This window comes from Bifidobacterium saimiriisciurei, assembly GCF_010667655.1.
Taxonomy (GTDB): domain Bacteria; phylum Actinomycetota; class Actinomycetes; order Actinomycetales; family Bifidobacteriaceae; genus Galliscardovia; species Galliscardovia saimiriisciurei.
The window spans coordinates 42810-63426 of the sequence record NZ_WHZU01000011.1 but is presented as its reverse complement, the minus strand read 5'-3'; the positions used below and the strand labels follow the sequence as shown (position 1 = coordinate 63426).

At 63.7% G+C, this 20617-nt stretch carries 14 protein-coding genes and 1 riboswitch; of the genes, 4 read left to right on the top strand and 10 right to left on the bottom strand.

Features of this window, described 5'->3' with window-relative positions; all coding sequences use genetic code 11:
- Window positions 1-31 precede the first annotated feature (31 nt).
- Entirely contained in the window at window positions 32-1777 is a 1746-nt protein-coding gene (locus GFD18_RS07600; protein ID WP_100511527.1) for a SpaH/EbpB family LPXTG-anchored major pilin, read from the bottom strand.
- A gap of 132 nt (window positions 1778-1909) precedes the next feature.
- On the bottom strand, window positions 1910-3835 hold the full coding sequence (locus tag GFD18_RS07595; protein WP_243386997.1) for a SpaA isopeptide-forming pilin-related protein: 1926 nt from the start codon (window positions 3833-3835) through the stop codon (window positions 1910-1912).
- Window positions 3836-5333: 1498 nt separating this feature from the next.
- On the opposite strand from GFD18_RS07595, the gene GFD18_RS07590 reads away from it, so the two are divergent.
- Together GFD18_RS07590 and GFD18_RS07585 are read left to right on the top strand one after the other, a co-directional pair.
- Window positions 5334-5846 (top strand): Panacea domain-containing protein, encoded by a 513-nt coding sequence (locus GFD18_RS07590; protein WP_100511530.1) that lies wholly within the window; start codon window positions 5334-5336, stop codon window positions 5844-5846.
- Entirely contained in the window at window positions 5843-6088 is a 246-nt protein-coding gene (locus GFD18_RS07585; RefSeq protein WP_163199076.1) for a hypothetical protein, read from the top strand. The genes GFD18_RS07590 and GFD18_RS07585 overlap by 4 nt, the downstream gene beginning before the upstream one ends.
- 218 nt (window positions 6089-6306) lie before the next feature.
- Here the strand turns inward: GFD18_RS07585 and tpiA are convergent, their stop codons facing one another.
- From tpiA to GFD18_RS07550, 7 genes are all read right to left on the bottom strand, one after another.
- Entirely contained in the window at window positions 6307-7758 is a 1452-nt protein-coding gene (gene tpiA / locus GFD18_RS07580) for a triose-phosphate isomerase (RefSeq protein WP_163199074.1), read from the bottom strand.
- A 46-nt stretch (window positions 7759-7804) separates the two neighbouring features.
- On the bottom strand, window positions 7805-8461 hold the full coding sequence (locus GFD18_RS07575) for a histidine phosphatase family protein (protein ID WP_163199072.1): 657 nt from the start codon (window positions 8459-8461) through the stop codon (window positions 7805-7807).
- Window positions 8462-8683: 222 nt separating this feature from the next.
- Window positions 8684-9736: a class II fructose-bisphosphate aldolase gene (locus GFD18_RS07570; protein WP_163199070.1), complete on the bottom strand. Its 1053-nt coding sequence runs from the start codon at window positions 9734-9736 to the stop codon at window positions 8684-8686.
- A 324-nt stretch (window positions 9737-10060) separates the two neighbouring features.
- A complete protein-coding gene (locus GFD18_RS07565; protein WP_163199069.1) occupies window positions 10061-11578 on the bottom strand; it encodes an MDR family MFS transporter in 1518 nt (505 codons plus the stop codon).
- 135 nt (window positions 11579-11713) lie between these two features.
- Complete coding sequence (locus GFD18_RS07560) at window positions 11714-12160, bottom strand: MarR family winged helix-turn-helix transcriptional regulator (protein WP_163199067.1); 447 nt, start codon at window positions 12158-12160, stop codon at window positions 11714-11716.
- Between the two features lie 120 nt (window positions 12161-12280).
- Entirely contained in the window at window positions 12281-13471 is a 1191-nt protein-coding gene (locus GFD18_RS07555; protein ID WP_163199065.1) for a pyridoxal phosphate-dependent aminotransferase, read from the bottom strand.
- 17 nt (window positions 13472-13488) lie between these two features.
- On the bottom strand, window positions 13489-14523 hold the full coding sequence (locus GFD18_RS07550; protein WP_191997353.1) for a glycosyltransferase family 2 protein: 1035 nt from the start codon (window positions 14521-14523) through the stop codon (window positions 13489-13491).
- Window positions 14524-14657: 134 nt separating this feature from the next.
- Window positions 14658-14802, top strand: a riboswitch (FMN riboswitch).
- Window positions 14803-14808: 6 nt separating this feature from the next.
- On the opposite strand from GFD18_RS07550, the gene GFD18_RS07545 reads away from it, so the two are divergent.
- On the top strand, window positions 14809-15405 hold the full coding sequence (locus tag GFD18_RS07545) for an ECF transporter S component (RefSeq protein ID WP_163199061.1): 597 nt from the start codon (window positions 14809-14811) through the stop codon (window positions 15403-15405).
- Window positions 15406-15527: 122 nt separating this feature from the next.
- A complete protein-coding gene (locus tag GFD18_RS07540) occupies window positions 15528-17915 on the top strand; it encodes an energy-coupling factor transporter ATPase (protein ID WP_318644508.1) in 2388 nt (795 codons plus the stop codon).
- Between the two features lie 64 nt (window positions 17916-17979).
- Here GFD18_RS07540 and GFD18_RS07535 read toward each other — a convergent pair whose 3' ends face one another.
- Complete coding sequence (locus tag GFD18_RS07535; protein WP_163199057.1) at window positions 17980-20562, bottom strand: ATP-dependent Clp protease ATP-binding subunit; 2583 nt, start codon at window positions 20560-20562, stop codon at window positions 17980-17982.
- Between the last annotated feature and the right edge of the window lie 55 nt (window positions 20563-20617).

Sequence of the window (20617 nt, the reverse complement as noted above, 5' to 3'; positions counted from 1 at the left end):
GCCGGCCGGTCATCGCATCGAGGCGGATGCGTCAGGCGCGGCGCCTGCGCAGCACGGTCACGCCGCCCGCGATGAGCAGCACGCCGGCCACGGTCATCAGCACCATGCCGACGCTACCGGTCTGCGGCAGCATGCCCTTGGTGTTCTTGACCTCGGTGGAGACGAAGCCGATCTCGTCGGTCGGGGCCGACACCGCGCCGGTGTATTCGCCGGAGGCGTCGTCCTTCACCGGGGTGATGGTGACGTCCTGCTTGCCTTCGAGCTTGACGTAGCCGGCCGGGGCCTTGGTCTCCTCGAGCTGGTACTTGCCGTCGTCAAGGCCGGTGACCTTCAGGTAGCCGTCCTTGACCGGCAGGCTGGTCACGGTGCCGGTCTCGCCGGCCTTGGCCAGACGGTATTCGCCGTCTGCGGTCTTGACGAACTGCAGCGGGGTGGAGGCGCCGTCCTTGTAGACGGCGAACTCGGCGCCTTCGGGGAGGTTGTCGGTCTTCTCCACGCCGTTCTCGATGAACACCTTGTGGACCTTGATGCCGAAGGTGTAGACCTTGACCTCGTCCGGCACCGTGCGGTGCGAGTCCTGCTCGTACGGGTTGTTGGTGTACTGGAGCTTCACGCTGTTCTTGATGGGCGAGGCGACGACGGCGTGCTCGTTCACCGTGGCGGTGTATTCCACGTGGATCTTGCTGTACTGGCGGATCTTCTCGTAGTCGAACTTCAGCACCCAGGTGGCGGCCTTGCCGTCGAGGTCCTTGGCATCGGTGGTGGTCAGCGTGTAGTACTCGTTGCTTGCGCCTTCGCCGAGCGGGGTTTCCTTGCCGTTGGAGTCGACGCCGTAGACCTTGAACTTGTGGCTGCCGGAGTTCGTGTAGTTCGGGGTGAGGGCCTTGTCCATCGTATCGGCGATGACGTAGTTCTTCTCGATGGCGTCCTTCGGGAAGACGGGCACATCGGAGCGCACGTTGTAGGTCACGACGCTGCCGATGCCGACGGTGTCGGAGCCGGTGTTCTTCTCGCCCTCGCCGGTCTTGTGGCCGGAGGTGTCTTCGTTGACGGACTTGTCGATGGTGGCCTTGTCGCGCTTGGAGTCGATCTCGGCGTTGGCGATGGTCCAGGGGCCGGTTCCCTCCTGGCTGAAACCGATGGTCACGACGACCGGACGGTATGAATAGTCGGCGACGGTTCCGACGCCTTCGGTGTTGCCGCTCGTGTTCGTGATCTTCACCAGGTAGCCGCCGACTTCCAGGCCGTCGAGCGTGACCGTGGTCGCGTCCGCGGTGCCGCCGACCGTGACCGCCTTCGACGAGGTCAGCCTGACCTCGCCCCTGCCGACTGCGGCGGACAGCTTGTCGTAGAACTTCGCGATCTTGGAGGAGTACGAGCCGTCCGCCTTCGGCGCGCCGCTGGTGTCGCTCGGCAGTGCCGCGTACTGGTCGGTGACGGCGTTGTTGTCGCCGATGTAGTCGACGCCGTTTTCGGTGTCATAGTCCTTGACCCACTGGACGACGGCGGCATTCCACTCGTACTGCGGCGTGGTGGGCACGTAGGACGGATTGTCGGCGGTGCCCAGGTTCTTGTAGTTGACGTCGATGACCTTGTATGCGGTGACGGTTGCGCCGCCCTGCACGTTCTTGACGGTGATGGAGCCCTGGTTCGTCTCGGCGCCGTTCGGCGTCGCGTCCGCGGCCATGGCCGGGGCGGCGAGGCCGAGGGAGCCGAGCGTCGCGACGGCTGCCGCGACGGCGACGGCCCTCAGGCCGCCTTTCTTGAGATGGAACATGATTCTTCCTTTCTTTTCTCGGAAATGCTGATTTCGGATTAATGGATGGCCAAGCCCATGACGCTTCGCGGCGCCGTGGGCGCGACCATCCGAAAACTGGTTGCCGCCGGCTTGACTGTCGCCGACTACCGGTCAGGCGGTTACGGCGCGCGCCTTCCTGCGACGCGAGTCGATGAGCACCACCGTTGCGCCGGCGAGCAGCAGTCCGCCGCCGAGCGAGGCGAACAGCACGAGGCCGCGTCCACCGGTGGAGGGCACGTTCAACGGCTTGTAGTTGTAGAGCTCGAGTCCGCCGCCTGTCGGGGTTCCGAAGCCGGCGGGCTCGTTGCCTTCCTTGTCGGCGATGGCTTCCGGCATGGAGACCACGCCGTTCTTGACGGTGACCTTCCACTGGCCGCTCGGAAGGGTGAACCCGTTCGGGGCCTTGGTTTCCACGAGTCGGTATTCGCCGTCGTCGAGGCTGGAGAACCTCACCCTGCCGTCCGCGTCGCTGGTCTGCGCGCCGAATTCGGACCATGCCTTGTCGGCGCCGATGTTGGACCTGCCCTGCCAGTCGACCAGCTCGCGGACGTCGCACGGCTTGTCGGCGGCGTTGCAGCGGTACAGCGTGAACCCGGCACCCTGCAGGTGCTGCGCGTGGTCGCTGCCGTTGGCCTTGGTGAATTCGAACGACGGCTTGAGCACGTTCGTGAACTCGACGCCCGAATTGGTGATGTGCAGGTCGATGGCGTCCTTGCCACTTGTCGCGGACCCCTTCGACGTGCCGTCGACGAACACCTCCGTCTTCAGTCCGGCATTGCCGTTGTTGTCGGCAGGCGAGACGTTCGACACGTCGATGCGCACGGGAATCTTGGCATCGCTGTACGTGATGTTCTTGTCGTCGCCCTTCTGTTCCGTGGCGGTGAAGTTGAACGAGGCGACGCCCGAGGCGTTCTTCGTGGCCTTCTCATAGATGTCGGAGGTAATCTGCGGAAGCGTCCACGTGGCCTTGCCGTCCGCGCCCACCTTGGCGGTAAGCGTGCTCTTGGAAAGCAGCTGCGCGTTGTCGTTCTGCTTCGGCGTCAGGTCGAACGCGAACCTGCCGGCCGTGATCTGCTGGTCCTTGCCGTTCGACGTGAAGTGCTTCCGCGCCTGCAGGGTGACGTTCACCGGCTGCGGCTTCGCGGACTTCTTGTTGGTGATGGTCGTCTGCACGGTAACCGGAATGGCCTTGTGGTACACCTTCACGCCGGTGTCCACAGCGATGAGCGCGTTCGACGCATCCAGCTTGTTATTGGCAATCAGATCGTTCACCTTGGTCTGCGCGGCGGCGAGGTCGGCGACGTTCTCCGAGGAGGACGCCTTGTCCATGTCGGTGGTGGTCACCTTCACCGTGTCGGAGGAGGAGCCCAGCAGCGTCGTGGATTTGGGGGCGGTCGCATTGGTGAAGGTGACGCTCTTGCCCTCGCCACCATTGCTGTCATCGTTCTTCACAAACACGCCACTACCGGCGATGTCCTTCCCCTGCTGGTCCTTCAGCAAAGCGGATGTTTCCTCGGTGCCGGCGGTGACACGCACGTTGTTGAGGGAAGTAGATGCCCAAGTAGTAGCTCCCGCGAATTGATCGGCAACGGCGGTAACCGTCTCCCCATCCTTGGCCACCGTGGCGCTCTCGCCCACGCCACCGGACACCTTCGCGGCATTGGTTCCTTCGCCGGAGACCAGCACCTCGATGGGTCGAGGATTTGATTCGGTCTGATACCCCTCCGGAGCCTTAACCTCCTTGAGGTAGTACGTTCCTGGCAGCAGATTATCGAGAACGATGATGCCGTCCTTGCCGTCCTTGGTTTCGGATGTATACGTGCCGGTGTCCGTCATCTTCAAGGACGATTTGCCGTCCTTGGTCTCGAACTGCGGTTTACCGGCAGCGGTCAGCTTGGCCTGCTGGGCACGGTGCTTGAAATCCTTGTCCGTATAGAGTTCGAACTCGGCACCATTCAGTCCCTTCGATGAATCGTTTTCATCGACCTTCTGCACGCGAGCACCGGAAATCACCACCTGTGAGCCGACCAGCGTCACACGGTTCAAGTAATCAGCACTCGTACGATAGTAGTAGTCGGGAGAATTCCTCTGCCTTGCAGCATTCGCGAAGTACCAATACATCTCGTTGAAAATGAGCTGCGACCAATAAGCCCTGCTCTGTTTAACATCGTTAGGAATCGATACGGAAAGACGATTTCCCGAAGCCGTATACCCGCCGCTGGTCGACGTATCCGCACAAATCTTATATTGGAAGGGATCACAACCAAAATCATCGTTTTGCATCATGCTCACATCAGTTGGATGTATTACACCGTTTTTCGCTGCGATAGATGCGGCATCGGCTGCGGGCGTTAAATCCACCGAGGAACCACCACGCCCAGTTAATGCCGTGTCAATGACTACTGGAGTGGTCTTGGCACCGCCCGGTTTACGCAGAATCGGTATCAACAGACTGATGTAATTCGTGCTCTGGAAATTATGCAAGTTAACGCCGATAGTTCTAGAAAGGTTCCATGTATACGGGTTCTTGGGAAACTCAGTAATAGCAATTTTCTTTACAATGACCGCCGGCCCCATTGGGTCGCTTTCTTTGGGATGAATTTCATCCTTGGCCGGTTCATAGGCATCTTCTATAAAGTCCAATCCTCTATGAGAGCCAACGTCCTCTACATACAGACTGGACACATACCGTAGCTGGCCGATGCCGGTCAGTACCGCGTTATCCTCCAAACGCTTGGTAAGCGTAATCGACGTATTTCGGGAACCGAAATCACCATTGGAATCATACGCACCATAAGTCCTAATCACTGCTTCCGCATCGCGCAGCGTCTGATTGTATTTGTCGTTGTAGTAATAATCCTTGCGCGAGAAGTCCTGCCCCGACTTGCAGATCGCGTCGTATACAGCATCGGCGAACACCTTGGAGCCGGTGAAGTTCTTGTCGATGTAGTCGCGCACCTCGGCCCACGTCACCGACGTGCCGTCCCTTTTGACCGGCAGCGTGGTGGTGGAACATGCCGGGTCGTCGTCCGCCGCGTATGCGGCGTTCATCGGCAGCGCCATCGTCGCCAGCGTCACCACCGCCAGCAGCGCGCCCAGCATCGCGCGCCATATGTATGTCACTCCTCTTGCCGTCTGGTGCTTTCCGGTTCCGCCCATGGCTTTGCTCCTTCTCCTTTAATGGCACCCACCCCAGGGCGGCTCTTCACCGCCCATAGGGGGCCATTACGAGGCATGCCGACAGCGGATACCACAAGCTACGTCCCATCAGTGTCAAGTAGAAAAGACCTGTATGTCCCAACACCGGCACACCTTCTGTTGACCCTCGTCAACATATACCCCCCCCCCGTTGACTTACGGGGACAGCCAGCCACTCCACCCCACGCAAAAAGCCGGAATCAAGCCCTCGTTCCAGCCGATTCACGACGCCAGGCAATATACCCGTCTTATGAGTCGTATCTTGCCGCCCGGCACACATCACAACTACAATCGTGAGAAAATCTTTATTGCGAAGGATTTATGAAAGGAGGAACCGATGAAATCATTGGATGTGGCGAATTATTTCATTGCCAATTACGGCGATAAAGAGGAATTGACGAATCTGAAGTTGAATAAGCTGGTGTATTTCGCACAGGCCCTTCATCTGAAGCGATTCGGTTCTCCCCTTTTCGACGATGAGATTCAGGCTTGGGACTACGGCCCCGTCGAGCCTCTTGTATATAGGACGTTCCGAACATTCGGCAGCGCCCGAATCTTCCGGGCAAGCGGCGATTTTCAGACATCCGAGCAGCTGGCCTCAGTAGCGAAGGATGTAATGGGTTCTTTCGGCAGACTGACCGCGTTCGACCTCGTCCGGCGCACCCATCGCAAGGGCAGCGCTTGGGATTCGGCCTACGTCGCCCACGAAAACAATGCCATCACGAATCAGATGATCCTGGATTCCAAGGACTGGCAAACGGACGGAATCCTGTCCAACACCCTGGCCGAAGGCATCGAGCGAGTCAATCGTTCCTGGCCGAACGCCCTCCGCATGCTCGAGAACTCATGATGGAAGACGAACACATCGATTGGAGGAGCGTCGCTCCTCCAATCGTCTTTGAATCACAGGCCGTGATGGAAGCCTTTGCCGAAATGGTGTATGACATCCACGCCAAGACCGTGCAACATGCCGGATTCGACCTGTCCCCTACCGATGAAGACCGGTATAAGCAAGAAAAACTCGAGCAAATCGAATCCGTGCTTTATCCCATATTCGGCATTATCTACGGACAGCCGGCCTCCTTTTCGTAGGCATCCCGGATACGGACGACACGAAATCCAACGGAATATATCAGTGGATTCAGGACGTGGTAACCAAAAATCGCGGGCAAAGCGAACTGGTGGACTTCCTTCGCGGCCATGCGCAAATAATCTGATTGTTCACACGAAATCAGCGCCTTATGGGGTTGCACATCGCCATTGATGTGACCCCCATAAGACGCGTCAGTTCGCCAACAGGCCGTTATTCCCTACAGCCCTCCCCTGCCGTTTTTCCAGGGGCTGTGGAGCTTGCGGTCGATGCCGCGCACACGCCACAGGCGGTTCTTGGTGTCGACGTCGCTGAGCAGGTATCCGGCCACGAACGGCTTGCGGAACTGCTCGAACTCGAGGCCGGTATTCATCTCGTGGTAGGCGCGCATGCAGGCCACGGTGGCGAACTCCTCGGCGAGCAATTCACCGCGTCGGTCGGCACTCAGCGAGTCGTCGCATTCGATGAGCCACTGACGAATGGAGAACATGCCGCGGATGCGCCGTTCGTCGATGAGCTTCATCATCGATTCGATGATACGCAGCCTGTTCGCCCAGATCATGTCGCGCAATACGTCGGCGTCGAATCCCACGTACGTGTTGCCGGAGGCGTCGGCGGCGTCCTCGAGCTCGATGGCGGCCTGCTCCTCGAGCCATTGGAAGCCCACGGTGCGGTAGGCGGCGAGCGCCAGTGCGGCGCGCCATGCCATGGCGTCGGGATGGTTCTGCGCCACCTTGGTGGCGGTCATGCGGTGCGGCGCCTCGAGCGTGGAGTCGGTGAACTCCTCCACGGTGCGTTTGCCCGGCCGGTAGATGGTGTGCGCGCTGCGGCGAAGCCTCACCACGCTCGCTTCGGCGGCGAGATGGCAGATCTCGGCGAATTTGGCGGGGTCGAGGCTGGCGCCGCCGACGAGGAATCCGTCGACGCCGTAGCGGCGGATGATCTCGGCCGCGTTGCCGGGGTTGACGGATCCGCCGTAGAGGATGCGCACCTTGGCGGCCACGTCGGCGCCGAATGTGGCGTTGATGAAGTCGCGGATGTCGGCGAGCGCGGATTCGATGACGGACGGGTCGGGCGTCATGCCGGTGCCGATGCTCCATACGGGTTCGTAGGCCACGATGACGCGGCTCATGTCCTCGCCGGAGAGCAGGCGCACGGCGGAGACGAGCTGGTTGAGCGCGTAGTCGATGCCGATGCCGTCCTCGCGACCGAGCTTGGTTTCGCCGATGCAGACGATGGGCGTCATGCCGCGGTCGAGCACGACGCGCATCTTCCGGTCGATCTTGTCGTCGTCCTCGGGGTGGTAGCGGCGCTGTTCGGAGTGGCCGAGCAGCACGTAGCGGCAGCCGAGGGCGGCGAGCATCTGGGCGCTGATGTCGCCGGTGTAGGCGCCGGCGTCGAGCTCGCTCACGTTCTGCGCGCCGAAGAAGAGCTCGGGGTCGAGCGTGGTGTCGCGGGCCATGTCGCGGATGGCCAGCAGGCTGGTGAATGAGGGCAGCACGCCGATCTCGACGTGGTTGACCACCACGTCGGCGTCTTCCATGCGATGCTGCCATGCGGTGTTCGAGCTTGCGTATTCGAGCAGCCACTGCCTCGCCTGCACGTGGTCGAGGTTCATCTTCCAGTTGCCGATGACCATCGGACGGCGCTTGACGGTGTCGTTGTACTTCATTGACGTTTCCTTACTTCCGTGTCGCGCTGCGGATTACGCGGGGCGGCTACGCGCCCCAGTGTTCGATGACCGGCTGGCCCTTGTGGTCGCCCAGCACGATGTATCGCGCCGTGCCGAGTTCGAACTTGCGGCCTTCGACGGGCGGCAGGTCCACCCAGGCCATGGCCACGAGCCGCAGGATGTGGGAGTGGGCCACGAGGAGCACGTCCTTGCCTTCTTCGGAGTAGGCGCGCACCTTCTCGACCACGCGGCGGGCGCGGGCGAACGCCTCGTCGAGGGTTTCGCCTTCGGTCAGGTGCACCTGCACCTGCTGGCCGTCGGGCAGGGTCTCCACGCGTTCGGCGCCGAGGGCTTCGGGAACGGCCTGCGGGCCGTCGAGCCAGAGGTTCCATGCGCGGCCGAGGGCCTCGCCGATCTGGCCGCGGGTGCGGCCTTCCGCGCGGCCGTAGTCCCATTCCATGAGGTCGTCGCACGGCTTGGCGTCGAATCCGGCGAGCTTCGCGGTTTCGCTGGCTCGGACGAGCGGCGAGCACCAGACGGCCGCGAAGGCTTCGGGATGGGCCTCGCGCACGCGCTCCCCCGCCGCCACGGCCTGCTGTTTGCCGACCTCGGTCAGCGGCACATCGGTCCTGCCGGTGTGCTGGCCGGACATGGCCCAGTAGGTCTGGCCATGACGGAGAAGATAGACGTTGCCTGGTTTCATTTCGTATTACGCTTTCCGTACCACTGTGTACTGTGTGTTGCTTCGTTGCTGGTTGTGTTCCGCGTGGCCGCGCGGGTCGTCGCGCGGCCACGGTTCCGCACGGATGGATGTCTGCATCCGGATGCGGGAGAATCGGGGTGCCGTGCGCCCGGTCTTTGGTTTCGGGCGTCGGCGTGTCGGTGCGTCGGTGCGTCGGTCTGCGATGCCGGCGCACCGGCGGCGCTACGCGAGCACCGGTGCGAGCACCGACTTGTAGTCGACGGCCTTGGCGTGGCCGGCGCTGCCGAGCAGTTCGGCCACCTGCACGACCTTGGCGGTCATGGCCTTGCGGCCGGCGGCGTTCCACTTGCGCGGGTCGAAGAACTTCTTGCCCACACGGTGGGAGCGCTGCTTGCCGTCGGCGGCGACGAAGAACGCGTCGATGCCGTTGGTGAACTCGTACTGGGTATCGGTGTCGACGTTCATCTTCACGACGCCGTCCCTGACCGCCGCCTTCACGTCCTCGTCGGAGGAGCCGGAGCCGCCGTGGAACACGTACATGTTGCGCACGCCGGTCTTCTCGGCGATCTCGCTGAGCAGTTCGGGCTTGAGGTCGGGGATGACGGCGGTGCCGTGCGCGTTGCCGAAGGCGACGGCGAGCAGGTAGTCGTCCTCGTCGAGTCCGGCGTCGGTGAACGTCTTCTGAATCACGGCCACGTCCTCGGGCGTGGAGTAGACGGCCTGGTCGGCGACGCCGTCCTCCATGCCGCCCCACTTGCCGCCGGCCTCGACCTCGAGCACGCCGTCGACGGCCTGCACGAGCGGCAGCAGCTCCCTGATGGTGGCGGCGTTGTCGTGGATCTCGTCATGGGAGCCGTCGAACATGAACGAGTCGAAGATCTTCTCCTCGCCGGCGTCCTTGAGCCTCTTGAGCTCGACGAGCAGCGGCTTGAGCCAGGTGTCCACGTAGTCGGCGTGGCAATGGTCGGTGTGCAGCATGATGGGCACGTGATGGCTCTTGCGCAGGTCGCGCATCATGCGGCCGATGATGATGGAGCCCTCGACCGGGTCGCCCACCGGGCTGGCCTGCTTGGCGCCGCCGATGCTCACCTGCACGAAGCCGGCGCTGTTCGCCTGCTCGAGGCCCTCCATGGCGGCGATGGCGGTGTCGAGATTGCTGATGTTGATGGCGGGGTAGGCGAATCCCCCGTCGTGCGCCTCGTCAAGCAGCTGCTTCACTTCGGCGGAGGTCATTGCAAAGGTGCTTCGGGTGGTTTCGCTCATATCCTCGCTCATATCCGTCCCCTTTGGAACATGTTCAGTGTGCGGCGAAGCGTCCGTTTGCCTCGCCACAACCAATGGTCGCACTTCCGATGTTCGATTTGCAAGCAGCGGAGCGTGCAATCCGTGGCAACGCGCAAAGGTCACATAATCAGCACGCAAGAGCGCACAAAAGCGTTCACTGCGGTCGGTTTGAACGGTGCAAAACAACAGAAGAGATAACAAAAGCGCACGACACGCGAACAAGAATGAATTTTCATGTTCGGTGTCGTGCGCTATGGCAAGAAAACGCACATCAAAATGCAACATTCGTCAGTTGCGTTCCGACGGCGACGGCCGTCAGGCGCGGCGTTCGCGGGCGACGGCCGGCTTGGCGGCCTTGCCCGCCTTGAGGTCGCGGACCTCGACGTCCGGCACCTTCTCGGCGCGGGTCAGGCCGCTGAGCGACGTGATGCGCAGCGCTGCCACGAATCCGACGACGGCCAGCGCCACCGCGAACGCGAAGCCGAAGCGGGAGCCGGTGACGAACGCCTGAGCGTGGCCGGCGCCCGCACGCACGGCGGAGGACTGGCCGGCGCCGAGCAGCACGGTGGCTACGGCGGTGGCGATGGCGCCCCACACCTGCTGCATCGTGTTGAGGATGGTGCTGCCGTCGGTCGCCAGCTGCGGCGGCAGGGCGGCGAGCGCGGTGGACTGGGCGGGGCTCATGGTGAGCGGCACGCCAATCATGAGCACCACGTGCGCGGCGATGATGTAGGGCACGGAGCTGTCGGTGCCGGCGGCCATGAGCAGCCCCAGGCCGACGACGGAGACGACAAGGCCGGAGCGTACGAGGATCTTCGGGCCGATGACGTCGTAGAGACGGCCCGAAAGCAGCGACACCACGGCGTTGACGACGCCGCCGGGCAGCATGACGAGGCCGGCCATGGCGGCGGGGATGCCCATGCCATCCTGGATCTCCTGCGGCATGAGGTACATGGCGCACAGGGTGATGCCGAAGTTCATCATGACCACGATGGCGCCGGTGGTGAACTGCGGGATGGCGAAGGCGCGCAGGTTGATGACCGGCACGTCCATCCTCAGCTGGCGGCGGCCATAGAGCGCCACGGCGACGACGCCGACCACGAGGATGGCCACGACCGCCGGGGAGAGGCCGAATTCGCTGACGAGGCTCACGCCGAGCACAAGGCCGCCGAAGCCGACGACGGACGTGGCGCAGCTGAACGCGTCGATGCGCGGGCGGGTGAGCTCATACGGGTTGACCATGAACGCGATGGCGCACAGCAGGGCCACGGCCGCCACGATGGCGAAGAAGTGGAAGATCCAGCGCCAGCTGAGCACGCCGATGAAGAAGCCTGAGAGGGTCGGGCCGACGGCCGGCGCGAACATGATGATGAGCGTGGTGAGGCCCATGGCGGCGCCGATCTTGTTCTTGGGGAACACCTCGAGCAGCACGGAGAACATCATCGGCAGCACCAGGCCGGTGGAGACGCCCTGGACCATGCGGCCGGCGAGCAGCAGCGCGAACGTGGGCGCGAAGCCCGACATCAGCGAGCCGACGAGGAACGCGCCCAACGCCACGATGAGCAGCGTCCTGGCGCGGAACCACTTGAGCAGGAGACCGACGAACGGCAACACCACGCCGATGACGAGCATGTAGCCGACGACCAGCCACTGCGCGGTGCCGGCGCTCACGCCGAACGCCTCCATGAGGCTGGGCAGCGCGATGTTCATCGACGTTTCGCTGAGCATGCCCAGGAACGCGCCCAAGTACAGTCCGAGCATCACCAGCGCGGGGTGCCTCACGTCCACGCGGGCCTTCATGCGGTTCATATCATCATGCCGGGTTTCGGCCATAATCCGTTTCTTCCTTCTGATCGCACCGCCTTCCGGACATGGCTTCGCCCGCGCAGGGAGGCTTTGGGGGCCGGGGCATGGGAGCCCAGGCGCCGGCGGGCCTCTCGCGCGGCAGTCATGTTCGGGATTGTGCGGTTATCGTCCGCAGGCCTTGCCGACCGCGGCTTTCACTGCGTCGATGGTGGCGATCATGGAGTCGATGTCCTCCTCGCTCACGGTTGCCATGAGTTCGGTCTCGACGCGCTGGCGCACGCCGACGACGTATCGGCGTATATACCCCTCCCCGGTCGGCGTGGCACGGATGAGCACCACGCGACGGTCGGACGGGTCGGCCGTCTTGTCGAGCAGACCGAGGTCGGTCATCTCGCGCACGGCGCGCGTGACGTTGGGCATGCGCATGTCGAGCGCGTCGCCGATGTCGGAGACGCGGGCGCATCCGTCGTCGCCGCGGGTGCGGCTGAGTGCGTCGAGCACCCGCAGATGCACCGGCCGGACGCCCTTGGGCAGTTCGGGGACCAGCGTCCGTACGGAGCCGGCCTCGTCCATGGCGTGCAGAATCCTGTCGAGCAGGTTGATATCCATGCCTTCCACCATATACGACTTATTTACTTATGATAGATATTTATATCTGATAACTATCTGCGATAAATATTCTACGGCAGCGTTGGACCATGCGACACGCGGAAGAAAAGCGATGCGCCGCTATTCGCCGAGCATCTCGCCTATGGTGGAGAGCACGGCGCGGATTCCCGCCTCGAACACGTCGGGCTCAGGCAGCAGCGACACCGCCAGATACCCGTTGGAGGTCATGTCGAAGAAGAACCCCGGCTGCGCGGTGGCCCGATGGTCGCGGATCAGCGAGAGCACGAGCTCGCTTTCGTCGATGCTCGAGGGGAAGCGCAGCAGCACGTTCCAGCCGCCTTCGGCGCGCAGCACGCTCGTCACGCCCAACGGGTCGGCATCGAGCAGCTCATGCAGCCGCGCGAGATTGCCGCGCGTACGCTCGCGCACGCGGGCGGTCTGGCCGGCCGCGGCGGCGAGCAGGTCGGGGATGCGTTCGGCGATGATGTCGCTCATCGGCAGGAAGTCGTCGGCGATCACGTCGAGCCTCGCCTGCGCCTCGGCCACGTCGGACCCGGGACCGGAGACCTCTATCCATCCGACCTTGGCGTGCGGCGCGGCGAGCATCTTCGAGAACCCGTCGAGCGCGAACGTGAGCACGCCGGACTCCCCCGCGAGCCGCGCGTTGCCGTCGAACGGTTCGAGGGCGTAGCCGAAGAACACCTCGTCGGCGATGATGGCCACGTCGTGTTCGCGGCACATCGCCACCAGCCGGCGACGCTCCTCCGGCTTCACGTATGATCCGGTCGGGTTGTTCGGGTTGATGAGCACCATGGCGCGGATGCGCGCGCCCTCGTCGGAGTCGAGGATCTCCTCGATGCGCGAAAGGTCGAAGAACCACGAGCCGTCGAACATCAGCGAGTATTCGATGGTCTCCACGTTCTCCAGCCGCGCAATGGATTCGATGAGCGGATATCCGGGCTTGGGGGCGAGCACGGCGTCGCCGGGGTCGCACAACAGCTTCATCAGCCACGAATACGCCTCCGACGTGGAGCTGAGCAGGTACAGCCGCTCCGGGTCGACGGCGCGGGCCTCTTCGACAGGTCGGTCGATTCCGCCGGCCGCGAGGAATTCGGCGAGCGCCCGTCGGGCGGCGAGCGGCCCGCGCGGATTCGCCTCGTACACGCCCGGCACCAACGCCGGCGCCAGTCCGTGACGGGTCGGGTTCGAGTCGTTGAGCTTCGTCAGCGCGACGCCGTCGCGCCGGCACCGCGCCTCCGCCATCGAAATCGCATTCGGCCGAGACCCATCCACCCTAGAGGAAAAATGCATGATGCGGCTCCGCCGTCCTACTTCTGCGACGGCTTCAGCGGCGGCATGGGCTGCCAATCGGGGTCGTGCAGCAGCTTGTGCGAATCCCACCAACCGCGGAAGATCTGCTTGAGTCCGCTGCCGATGTGTCCGCGGTCGACGGCCACGAGACGGATGATTTCCTTGGCGATGGTCGCGACGGTGCCGACGCCGAACCAGAAACCACGGTAGTCGCCGTGGGCCATGAAGTAGCGGGCCATGTATCCGCGGTTGCGCAGGATGTGGTAGCGGTTCATGTCGGAGGTGGAGTTGAGCTGGCGCAGGCCGGCGATGTCCCAGTTGCCTATCTCGCGTGTGCGACGCATCACACGGTCGGGGATGACGATGGGGTTGGTCACCTTGCTGGCGAGGTAGCCGTACATGGTGTCGTCCCAGTAGATGAAGAAACGCGGATCGGGGAAGCCGATCTTCTCCACGATGTTGCGGCGGAACAGGCCGCCTTCGAAGCACATGGTGTTCATCACACGGTATCCGGCCGGGCCGAACGCCGCCGGCGCGATGGGGTTCGGGATGCCCAGCGGCACGATGAAATGGTACTGCCAGTAGAACGGGCCGCCATCGTAGTCGTATCGGCTGCCCTGGATCACATCGTGGTCGGGCATCCACTTGGCGAGCTTGGCCAGGCCGTCGGGTTCGATGGCGACGTCGTCGTCCATGACCCAGAACCATTCGGCGCCGAGCTCATAGGCCTTCTTCACGCCGGCCGAGAAGCCGCCGGCTCCGCCGAGGTTGTCGGTCTGCGGTGCGTAGACCACGCGTTCGAGGTTGCCGTCGGTGTCGGCGATGGTCTTGCCCCACTGGGCGGTCACCTTGTCGGAGAATTCCCGGACCATGGACTTCGTCTCGTCGGAATGCTCGTTGTCCACGATCACGATGCGCCACGGCGCGATGGTCGATGCGAGGAAGGACGAGAACAGGGTCTTCAGCAGCTCCTGTCGCTTGTAGGTCACCACGACGATGGCAAGCTTGCTCGTTACGTTTTTCATGGTTTTCTCGGCAGTCATACGCCCCATTGTGGCACTTGGCGGCGAAAAACGTTGGAGGCCGACGCCCCGATAGCGGGCCATACAATCCTCGTATAGCGAAGAGCGGCCGTTTTCGGCACGATTCCGCGCCGTACGGGCATCCGCCGTGATACAGTCGGAGACGCAAGTTTCAGGGCAGGGTGCAATTCCCTACTGGCGGTGATGGCATGCGGCGGTTCGCGCCGGCCACAGCCCGCGACCCGCGAAGGCGGCTGATCCGGTGGGATTCCGGAGCCAACGGTATAGTCCGGATGAAAGAAACGAGGGGCTCCCATGAGCATTTCTTCATCTTCCGCATCGTCCAATCGGGCATCGTCCAATCGTTCCCATGCCACCGGCGTCGCCGATTCCGGCCGCTGGTCCACCAGGCGCATCGCGGTCTACGCGCTGTTCGTGGCGCTGACCATGGTGACGAGCTTCATCGAGCTGCCCATCTTCCCGGCGGCCCCGTGGCTCAAGTACGATCCGTCCGGCATCGTCTGCCTGATCGCCGGCTTCGCGTTCGGCCCTTCCGCCGCGGCGATCGTCAGCGTGCTTGGCTTCGCGCCGCATCTGTTCGGCGACCCGTGGGGCACGCTGATGGCCGTCGGCGTGGCACTGGCGCTGAGCGTGCCGGCCTCGCTGGTGTACCGCCGCTGGCGCTCGCGCAAGGGCGCTGTGGCCGGCATCCTGCTGGGCGCCGTGCTGGCGCTGGCCGTGGCGATCGGCGGCAACCTGGTGATCACGCCCATCTACGCGCATATGACGGTGGCGCAGGTGGCCGCCATGATCGTGCCGATCCTGCTGCCGTTCAACCTGCTGAAGTTCGCCATCCACGGCGTGGTGACGTTCCTCGTCTACAAGCCCATCGCCAACCTGCTGCGCAAGTAGAATCGACGGTATCGAACGATACCTGACGATCCGTCTGGATGATGTTCGTCGGAACATTCCGGGTCCCCGGATGTTCCGACGAATTTTGTATATACCGATATAAGAAAGGCCCCGATTCTCCTGTGAATGGCACCGACTCCCCCATCGTCGCGCTCGACGACGTCCGATTCAGCTATGACGACGGCGCCTCCTGGGCGGTCGATGGCGTCGGTCTGACGATTCACGCCGGCGAGCGCATCGCCGTCGTCGGCGCCAACGGTTCGGGAAAGTCGACGTTGGGCCGCATCATCGCCGCGCTTGCCGCGCCGGATTCCGGCACCGTGACCTTGTTCGGCCGCGTCGTGTTCGATGGCGAGGCGCATGCCGACCGGTATCGCGAGGCCCGGCATGGCATCGGCGCGGTGTTCCAGAATCCGGAGGATCAGATCGTCACGACGATAGTCGACGACGACGTGGCGTTCGGGCCGGAGAATCTCGGCGTTCCGCATGAACGTATCGGCGAGCGTGTCGATACGGCGTTGTGTCAGGTGGATATGGGTGGTTTCGGCGCCGCCGATCCGACGCGGATGTCCGGCGGTCAGCAGCAACGGGTGGCCATCGCCGGTATGCTGGCCATGCGGCCGCGCATGCTGGTGCTGGACGAGCCGACCGCGATGCTTGACGAATCGGGCCGTGCGGAGATCATGACCGTGCTGCACGATCTGCATGCGCAGGGCACGGCGATCGTGCATATCACGCATTCGGCCGCCGAGGCGGTCGCCTCCGACAGGGTCATCGTGATGCGCGATGGCCGAATCGTGGAGGACGCATTCTCTTCCGGCTTCCTCCGGCAGAACCCCGAGATCGGCGGCACGGCATCTTCGTCCCATGGCTCCCCCTGGCAGGGAGAGCTGGCCGACGAACGTCGGACTGAGGGGGACGACTCCCCGCGCACCGATACCGTCTCAGGCATTCGCGGTATCGCAAACATCTCCCCCATCATTGCGATGTCGCATGTCTCGTTCGCCTACGACCATGACCATCCGGTGCTGCGCGACGTGAACCTTACGATTGGCGCCGGCGAGACCGTGGCCGTCATGGGCCGCAACGGCGGCGGCAAGTCCACGCTCACCCGCCTCCTGTGCGCGTTGGAGACGCCGTCCGGCGGCGACATCACCGTGGATGGCATCGCCGTGGCCAGGAACGCAGGCAGACGATGCAGGCCCTTGGGCAAGCGCGACCGTCGTCGGCTGCGAGGCGTCGTCGGCTATGTGATGCAGCATCCCGAGCGCCAGCTGTTCGCCGAGACCGTGGCCGAGGATGTGGCATATGGACCAAGCAATCTCGGTCTTTCCGGCGACGAGCTTGCCGCACGCGTGGAGCAGACGCTCGACGCGCTGCATATCGGTCACCTTGCCGACCGTTCGCCGTTCGGTCTTTCCGGCGGCCAGCAGCGCATGGTGGCCATCGCCGGGATTCTGGCCTGCCGGCCGAGGATTCTCATCATGGACGAACCGACGAGCAGTCTTGACGTGGATGCGACGGCGCGCATCCATCGTCTGCTCGACGATCTGAAGGCGCAGGGTGTGACGGTGATCATCGTCACGCACGACGGGGCGGAGGCGGCGTTGGCCGACCGTGTGGTCGAACTGGTCGATGGCGAGGTCGCCGATCACTCCCCTTCCGGCTCCCCCTGGCAGGGGGAGCCGTCCGGCGAACGTCGGGCCGAGGGGGTCGAGCCACCGGACGCCGACGGCCGGGACAACAACACGTCCTTCGTTGCGCGGCTTGACCCCCGTGTGAAGATGGTGCTGACGCTGGTGCTGATGTTCACGGCGTTCGCCATCGGAACGCCCGTGCAGCTCGGCATCGCCGCCGTCGCGGTCGGCGTCGTGCTGGCGGCGTCGCGGCTTAATCCCGTCGCCGTATTGCATTCGGTACGGCTGTTTCTGGCGTTGTTCGTCATCATGAGCGCGTTGAACATCTTCTTCGTACGCACCGGCACGCCGCTGGCGTATCTCGGTCCCGTTCCCATCACCGACGACGGCGTCTGGACGGCAGTCGTCTACGCCGGGCGTCTTGCGCTGGTGGTGGTGCTGGGAGCCGTGCTGCTGCTCACGACCACGCCGACGCGGCTGACCGACGCGTTCGAGGCGCTGCTCAGGCCATTGCACAGGTTCGGCGTGCATACCGGCGAGATCGCACTGGTGATGAGTCTGGCGCTGCGGTTCATCCCCACGCTGACGGGTGAGACGAAGGCCATCGTCGACGCACAGTCGGCGCGCGGCGGCAGCATCGAATCCGGCGCCCCGTTGCAGCGGCTTCGTGCGCTGACGGCCATCATCGTGCCGGTGTTCGCCGGCGCGCTGCGCCATGCCGAGAATCTTGGTCTGGCGCTTGACGCCCGCTGCTATGAGGGCGGCGCCGGCCGCACGCATTACCGTCTGCTGCGGCTGTCGTGGCGCGACGGCGTCTTCACCGTGTTCTGCGCGGCGTATCTTGCCGTGCTGTTCGTGGCGCCGCTGGTATAATCCGTTCCCGCATATACAAAATAAGCTCCCCTGATCAGGGGAGCTTATTTTTTTTTACCGAGACTTACTCCTCGGCGGGCTTGTCGCCTTCGACGGCAGCGCCCACCGGCTCCGGCTCGGCCGATTCGGCCTTGTCGGCGTCGGCGTCATCGGCCTTGGCAGGTTCGGCGTCGAGGATCGGCTTGCCGGTGAACGTGAACTCGCCCAGCAGGCCTTCGCCCTGGGAGTCCACCTCCACGGCCTCGTTGTCGCCGAGTTCGCCGAGCAGGATCTTCTCGGAGATGGCGTCCTCGATGTCGCGCTGGATGACGCGGCGCAGCGGACGTGCGCCGAGCAGCGGGTCGAAGCCCTTCTCGGCAAGCAGGTCCTTGGCCTTGTCGGTCAGCTCGATGGACATGTGACGCTCGAACAGACGGTCGTTGAGGCGCTTGATATCGAGGTCGACGATCTGGCGCACCTGCGGCTCGGTGAGCTGCTTGAACACGATGATGTCGTCCAGACGGTTGAGGAACTCGGGGCGGAACTGCTGCTTGAGTTCGGAGCTCACCTGGTCCTTCATGCGCTGGTAGCTGGTCTCGGTGTTGCCGCCCACGTTGAAGCCGGTGTTGGCGGCCTTGGCGATGTCGCGGGTGCCGAGGTTGGTGGTCAGGATGATGATGGTGTTCTTGAAGTCCACCTTGCGTCCCTGGCCGTCGGTCAGATGGCCGTCGTCCAGCACCTGCAGCAGCGTGTTGAAGATGTCCGGATGGGCCTTCTCGATCTCGTCGAACAGCACCACGGAGAACGGCTTGCGGCGCACCTTCTCGGTGAGCTCGCCGCCCTCCTCGTAGCCGACGTATCCCGGAGGCGCGCCGAAGAGTCGCGAGGCGGCGTACTTCTCGGAGAACTCCGACATGTCGACGCGGATGAGCGCGTCCTCGTCGTCGAACAGGAACTCGGCGAGCGTCTTGGCCAGCTCGGTCTTGCCCACGCCGGTGGGACCGGCGAAGATGAACGAGCCTGCGGGGCGCTTCGGATCCTTGAGGCCCACACGGGCGCGGCGAATCGAGCGGGACAGCGCGGTGACCGCGTCATCCTGGCCGATGATGCGCTTGTGCAGCTCCTTCTCCATGTTGAGCAGCTTCTTGGATTCGGCCTGCGTGAGCTTGAACACGGGGATGCCGGTGGTGGAGGAGATCACCTGGGCGATCACGTCCTCGTCCACGGTCATCGACACGTCGGACTCGCCTTCGCGCCAGGCCTTCTCCTTCTCCTTGCGCTCGGACTCGAGCTTCTCCTGACGGTCGCGCAGTTCGGCGGCCTTCTCGAAGTCCTGGTCCTTGATGGCCTTGTCCTTCTCGGCGCTGACCTTCGCCACCTTGGCGTCGATCTCCTTGAGCTCGGGCGGCGCGGTGAGGCGCTTGATGCGCAGGCGGGCGCCGGCCTCGTCGATAAGGTCGATGGCCTTGTCGGGCAGGTGACGGTCCTGGATGTAGCGGGACGACAGCTCGGCGGCGGACTGCAGCGCGCCGTCGGTGATGGTCACGTGGTGGTGGTTCTCGTAGCGCTCGCGCAGACCCTTGAGAATCTCGATGGTCTCGGCGATCGTCGGCTCATGCACCTGGATGGGCTGGAAACGACGTTCGAGGGCTGCGTCCTTCTCGATGTACTTGCGGTACTCCTCGGTGGTGGTGGCGCCGATGGTCTGGAGCTCGCCACGGGCCAGCATAGGCTTGAGCATGTCGGAGGCTCCGAGCGCGCCGTCGGCGGAACCGGCGCCGACGATGGTATGGATCTCGTCGATGAACAGCACGATGTCGCCGCGGGTCTTGATCTCCTTGAGCACCTTCTTGAGGCGTTCCTCGAAGTCGCCGCGGTAGCGGGAGCCCGCCACCATGGAGCCGAGGTCGAGCGAGTAGATCTGCTTGCCCTTGAGCGTCTCCGGCACGTCGCCCGCGTTGATCTTCTGGGCCAGGCCCTCGACGACGGCGGTCTTGCCGACGCCGGGCTCGCCGATCAGCACCGGGTTGTTCTTCGTACGGCGGGAAAGCACGACCATCACGCGTTCGATCTCGCCCGAACGGCCGATGACCGGGTCGAGCTTGCCTTCGGCGGCCTCGACGGTCAGGTTGCGACCGAACTGGTCGAGGATGGCGGAACCGGTCTGGCTGCTCTTGTTCTGCACGCCACCGGCGTTGGCGAGATCGCCCTTGCCGCCGTCCGCTCCCTCGTGGTTGCCGCGGATGAGGTCGATGGTGGCGGTGCGCAACTCGCCCAGGTCGACGTCCATCTTGATGAGCACCTGGGTGCCCACGCCTTCGCCCTCGCGGATCAGGCCGAGCAGGATGTGCTCGGTGCCGATGTAGCTATGGCCCAGCTGCAGCGCCTCGCGCAGGCTGAGCTCCAGCACCTGCTTGGCGTGCGGCGTGAACGGAATGTGCCCGTTCGGAGCGGCGTTGCCTTTGCCGATCATCTCTTCGACCTGCTTGCGCGTGGCGTCGAGTTCGACTCCCTTGGAGGCCAGCGCCTTGGCGGCGTTGCCTTCGCCCTCGCGGATCAGGCCGAGCAGCAGGTGTTCAGTACCGATGTAGTTGTGCTGCAGCGCGCGTGCCTCTTCCTGAGCGAGCACGATGACGCGACGAGCACGGTCGGTAAACCGTTCGAACATGCTTGTCCTCCCTAATAAAACTCTGTATCACTCTACCGATTTGCTGTGACGAACA